This is a genomic window from Flavobacterium sp., from assembly GCF_049240005.1.
In the GTDB taxonomy this organism is placed as follows: domain Bacteria; phylum Bacteroidota; class Bacteroidia; order Flavobacteriales; family Flavobacteriaceae; genus Flavobacterium.
The window spans coordinates 16023-22797 of sequence record NZ_JBMLTK010000074.1 but is presented as its reverse complement, the minus strand read 5'-3'; the positions used below and the strand labels follow the sequence as shown (position 1 = coordinate 22797).

Here is a 6775-nt window from a genome sequence, read left to right as displayed (position 1 = left end):
ATGGTACAGTAGATGTAACTCGAGTTTTAAACGAAGGTGAAGTTTGGTTCTATGACGGATCTGGAGGGAACTCAGTAGGGGATACACAACCTACTAAAGAGGGTAATGTCAATCTTGCGAACGATTTGAAGACCGGAGCTGTAATCACATCAACACAGCCTGTAGGTGTCGATGTGTTATTTGGAGGTCTCGATAGCTTTGGAACGCGAAACATTAATATTTTCCAATCATTGTTTTTTGGAGATACTTATTATACGCCGGTTTCCGATCAAAATTTTGCTACTGGAACTGCTCAAGCTCCTACACGAGTTTATTTTTATAATCCATTGGCAGCTCCGATAACAATTAATTGGACTAGTAGTACTGCTAGCGGTAACGTTGTTGTACCAGCGAGCTCATCTGCCTTCTTAGCTTTGACAGGAACAAGCGGTTACAGATTTCAAAGCGCCGGGGGAGAATCTTATACGGCTATTCAAGTAATTGATGACGACACTGCTGGGTCAGGTTTCGATTGGGCATTTACACTTATTGCAGCAGAGCGACTAACAAATTTCTCAAGTATTGCTTGGGCACCGGGCTCTACTACTAATGCCGTTGCGAATAACGCGAACCCTATTTGGGTAACAAATGCAGGAAATGTTGCTGCGGATGTTTTTGTTAAGTTTGATGGTAATTTAAGTGCTCCAGGATCATTAGGTATTAATGCTTGCGGTCTACCGTTCGACTTTGTTGTCAATCTAGATCCGCTCGAGCAGGTAAAAATATTCGATACTACAGACGGTGACCAAGGAGGTATAGCGGTTTTTTCATGCGGCACACCTCTCGCAACAATTTACGGACAAGATGCTATTACCGCTAATACAGTAAATGGAGGTGGAGGTCCTGTTGGTTTGGATGTAGGTACGGTAATGCAACCAAAATGTCTTGACTTTTTGGTCATTGCGAATGATGATGTTGAAGTTACCGAACCAAACACCCCAATTATCGTAGACATACTTGTAAACGATGCAGGATTTCTTTGTACTATAAATAGGTCAAGTGTACAAATATTAACACCACCAACAAACGGAACCGTTCAAGTTAATACAGACGGTACTATTACCTATACACCAAATCCTGGTTTTAATGGTTTGGAGACGTTTACTTACTTAGTCTGTTCTAACGAATTCATTACAGGTTGCGATGAAGCACAAGTTAACATTAGAGTAACAACTTGTCCAGCAACTGCTAGTGAAGCTGTGGTAAGTGGTCGCGTATTTGTTGAACAATTACCGGATGATGGTACTTATAATGTTGGAGAACGATTACAAGGGGGGGTTCCTGTGTTGTTATTTACCGACTTAAACTGCAACAATACTATAGATGGTGCTGACACGGCAATTCAATCAACAACGAGTGATTTATCTGGTAATTACAGCTTTTCGGTAGTTCCCGGCTTCTTTTTTGCAGATGATTTCGAACCCTCGGGAATAGCAGGTAACGATGGCTCGCTAAATTTTAGTTCGTCTTGGATTGAATCAGGCGGTACAAATGATTTTGCTGCAGTACCGACAACCATCGGAATTGAATCGGGAACAAATAATAGTTTGATTTTAAACGGTCCAAACCGCACAGCTGCTAGATCATTTAATGTGGTAAATGCGGTTTCAGCGTCTTTAAGTTTCAGATATAGAAGAGCTGCTTGGGACAATGCAGCCGATTTTGTTACAGTAACAATTACAAATGGCGCTACAAGTGCAGTTACAGTACTACAAGTAATCAATTTTAGCCAATTGGCAGCAGATACCGGTTTCGCAACAATCACATTAAACGTTCCTACAGGGGCTCTAAATAATAATGGTTCTAATACCATTTCATTTACTACTAGTGGAGGAATTAGCAATACTAATAGTTTGTTTATCGATAATGTTCGCTTTACTTATGGCGTTAACAACGCATGTTATATTGCACGGCCTGATGTTTCAGGACTGGCAGGTCGATTTACAGTTTCAACGCTAAATCAAGCAAATGTTGGCCAATCGCCTCCATTGGTTGCTTTAGGTAATTGCGTTTCAGGACGCTTTTTAGGAGTACTTGCTAATTATACCGCAGTTGCGGATAACTTTAATATTGTAACCGATGTTCCTAGAGTTTTAAATATTCTAGCGAATGACACTCCAGGTGTTCCAAATCCTGCTTCAGTAACAATAATTTCAGGTCCAACTAATGGGCAAGTGGTTGTTAATCCTGATGGTACAGTAACTTATACACCTAATTTAGGTTATAATGGCCCGGATTCTTTTCAATATAATGCATGTAGTATCGATGATCCTACAGTTTGTTCAACTACTACGGTTACATTAAACGTTGCTTGTACTAGTGTGGCCAACAGAAATACGATTACGGGTACAGTTTTTAACGACTTAAATAACAATGCAACTCAAAATGCAGGAGAATTAGGTGTTGCGAATGCTTCTATTCAACTTTATCGAGATGTTAATACAAACGGTCTTTTTGATTCAGGAACCGATACACTTGAAACCACAGTTCAAAGTAGTGCAACAGATTACCAAATCCAAGTGGTTCCACCGACTGTGTCTAATACCTTACTTGACCAATTTAACACTGCAGGCAGCGGTACTGGAACAAACGGAACTGTAAACTGGACTAATCCATGGGTGCAGTTAGGAGAAGTTGACGGTTTTGGAACTGGTAGTGTTCAAGTAACGGGCGGTGCACTTTCATTACAAAATACAGCTCGTGGTGCCAGAAGGTCTTTTAACCTAGCAGCTGCTGGTGCAATCAGTGCTTCACTTACTTATACATTTACTAAGACTGGTTTAGATGTCAATACTGACGGTGTTATTGTTGATGTTTCAAATGCGAGTGGCGGTACTTACACCACATTAAGCACACTGACAATTCCTAATGCGGGGGCACAAAGTTCTGGTGCGATTGATATAACTAGCTTTATTTCAACCGATACTACTGTTCGCTTCCAAACAACTGCTACAAATGCAACTGGTGATATTGTTACGATTGATAACGTTCTTATTACATATACTACCTACACTGGTGCGTCATATATTGTGAGATTAGGTTCACTACCTTCAGGCTTTGTGCAAACAGCTCCAGTATCGCCAAATTTTTATGCCGTTTCATTTACAGGCTCTGGCGCAGCATCTTGTTCTCGTAATTTCGGAGCTGTAGTCCAAACAGATTTGTCAATAACTAAAACAGTAAATAATAGTACGCCAACCGTTCCATCTAGCGTAACCTTTACTTTAACTGCTTCCAATAATGGTCCGGGTAATGCTACAAGCGTTACTGTTAACGATTTGTTGCCATCTGGATATACATTTGTTTCAGCAACTCCTTCTTTAGGTTCATACAATTCTACCACTGGAGTGTGGAATATAGGTAACCTTAACAATGCAGCATCTGCAACTCTGACAATTACAGCGACTGTAAGAGGTACAGGTTCATACGCAAATACTGCAACTATTTCAGGAGGACAAATTGATCCTTCTACAGGAAACAATACTGCCGTTAATACGCCAACACCAGTTCTTAGAAGTGATATTGCACTCACAAAATCAGTTGATGTTATTAATCCTCAAGTAGGAACTGATGTTGTCTTTACCATAACAGCAACCAATGATGCATCTTTCTCAGACGCAACGGGATTGATTATTTCTGATCTTTTACCTACGGGGTATCTCTTTGTAAGTGCTACACCTTCATCAGGTACGTATAACAATTTATCTGGATTATGGAATATAGGTAACTTAAATGCAGGAGCAAGTGCGACCCTTCAAATTACAGCAACTGTTCGCGGTACAGGAATTTATCAGAATGTTGCGACTTTGAACAATGTTAACCCGACAGACGCGGTTGCAGGGAATAATAGCGCAAACGTAACTACATCGCCTATTCCTCAAACAGACATAGCTGTTACTAAAGTGGCTAATAATAACACGCCTTCTGTAGGTAGCACTATTCAATTTACAATACAGGCTAGTAATAATTCAAACTTTAGTCCTGCCACAGGTTTAACTATTTCTGATGTCCTTCCTTCTGGTTACAATTTTGTTAGTGCTAATGCAACCCTAGGAACCTACTCCCAGGCAACAGGAATTTGGTCTATTGGAAATTTAGCCCCTGGCGCTTCAGAAACACTAACCATAAATGCAGTTGTATTAGGAAGTGGAACTTATGCAAATACCGCTTCTTTGAGTACAGTTACACCTTCGGACATAAATTTGTCCAATAATTCTGGTAGTTCAACTCCAGTTCCTACTGCTGCTTCAGAACTTTCGGTTATTAAAACTTCAAGTAATAATACGCCTAGTGTAGGTGACACGATATTTTTTACTCTTTCAGCAACAAATGCTGCTGGTTATAGCAACGCATCTGGAGTTCAAGTATCTGATGTTTTGCCTTCGGGTTATCAATTTGTAAATAGCGTAGCGTCTGTAGGAAGCTATAATCCGATCACTGGAGTTTGGACAATTGGTAGTCTAAATGCAGGTAGTTCGGCTAGTTTGCAATTAGAAGTTTTAGTTGTAGGAAACGGTAACTATCAAAATATTGCGACCATTTCAGGTACTGAGCCAGATTTTAATCCAGGTAATAATTCATCTTCAAATACTCCTACAGTATCACCCACAGCCGATTTAAGTAGTACAAAATCGGTAAGTAATTCCGCTCCGCAGGTAGGAAGTAACGTAGTTTTTACGATTGTTGTAGCAAATAGTTCAATCTCAAGTAATGCTACTGGAGTTACGGTCACTGATCAATTGCCATCTGGTTATAGTTTTGTCAGCGCTGTAACATCAGTAGGTACCTATAATTCAATCACAGGTATTTGGAATGTTGGTAGTTTGAATGCTGGTAGCAACCAAACACTTCAAATTACTGCGACAGTTTTGGGTTCAGGCGTTTATGCGAACACTGCTAGTTCTACTAGTACTTTACCGGATCCAAACCCTGGTAATAATAATTCTTCAAGTACTCCGACACCATCACCAGCGGCTGAATTAAGCGTGACTAAAATTGCATCAACTAACACTCCAAATGTTGGATCAAACGTCACTTTTACTATTACAGCTACTAATAATGTTAATTTCTCTAACGCAAGTGGAGTAGTTGTAACTGATGTCCTACAAAGTGGATATAATTTTGTTAGTGCTGTACCTTCAGTAGGTACTTATAATCAATTAACAGGAGTTTGGACAATTGGAAATTTAAACGCAGGTTCTACCGAAACTCTGACTATAACAGCCACAGTTTTAGGTTCTGGCGATTATTCTAATTCAGCGAATGTAAATTCTGTTACAGTTGATCCTGTTCCAGGTAACAATACTTCTTCTATTACTCCTACACCAGTGCCGCAGGCAGATTTGGAGTTAAGTAAGACGGTAAATAATGCAACTCCGAATGTTGCTTCCAATATTACTTTTAGCTTAAACGTACTTAACAATGGATTAAGTGCTGCAACTAATGTTTTGGTAACGGATTTATTGCCTAGTGGGTATTCTTTTGTTTCGGCAGTTCCTTCAGTGGGAACTTATAATCCTGTTAATGGTCAGTGGAGTGTTGGAAATATTGCTGCAGGAGCAAATGCTTCATTAGACATAACGGTTAGCGTTAATGCATCAGGTTTATACAATAATTCAGCCACTTCAACTGCGGATCAGAACGACCCGAACCCTGCGAATAATGATGATACAGTAATTGTTAATCCTGTTCCGGTAGCCGATGTAAGTGTTGTTAAATCTGTAAATAATAACTCGCCAGCGGTTGGTGACACTATTATTTTCACTCTTTCAGCATCAAATGCAGGGCCAAGTAACGCAACTGCGGTTGCAGTTACAGATCTATTACCGTCTGGTTATTCATTTGTTTCTTCTAATCCTTCTGTAGGTACTTATAATAATGTTTCAGGAGTATGGAATATTGGAACTTTATTGAATGGAAGTAGTGCGACTCTTGATATAACAGTAATTGTAGCTCCTTTAGGTTCCAAATTGAATACCGCAACTATATCTGCTAATGAATCGGATTTAGTTCCAGGAAATAATACCTCTTCGGTAACACCCTCTGTTGTTAATACTCCTCCAGTCGCTAATGATGATTCAAATTCAGTTTTAGAAGATGGAACTCTTATTGTAGCTAATGGTGCTCCGGGGGATTTGATTTTGAATGATTTGGATAGCGATTTAGATCCATTAACCATTATTCAATTCGTTATTAACGGCACTACATATAATGCGGGAGATACTGCTGTCCTTTCGGAGGGGAATGTAACTGTAAATGCGAATGGTAGTTACACGTACATACCAGCTGTTAACTTTAATGGAGTAGTTCCACCTATAACTTATACTTTGTCAGATGGCATAGCTACTGATACAGCAATTTTGTCTATTACCGTTACTCCAGACGGGGCATCGGTAGATACTCCGACGGCGGTTAACGATACGGCTACTACGGCAGAGGACACGCCAACGACGATCACCGTACTGGCGAACGACAACTTTGGCGGAGACGGACCAAACACCGGTACGATCCAAGTTACTCAAGGAGCTAACGGTACAGTAACAATCAACGACGGCGGTACACCAAACGATCCGACCGACGATACGGTTACCTATACTCCAAACGCGAACTTCAACGGCTCGGACAGCTTCACTTACACGATCACCGACAGCAACGGAGACAGCTCTACCGCTACGGTAAGTGTTACCGTTACTCCAGACGGGGCATCGGTAGATACTCCGACGGCGGTTAACGATAC

General features: G+C 40.5%; 1 protein-coding gene. It reads left to right on the top strand.

Annotation, left to right across the window (positions count from 1 at the left end; genetic code table 11):
* Positions 1-6775: Ig-like domain-containing protein (locus ACOVQQ_RS07885; RefSeq protein WP_421817768.1), on the top strand; the 6775-nt coding region annotated here is incomplete at both ends.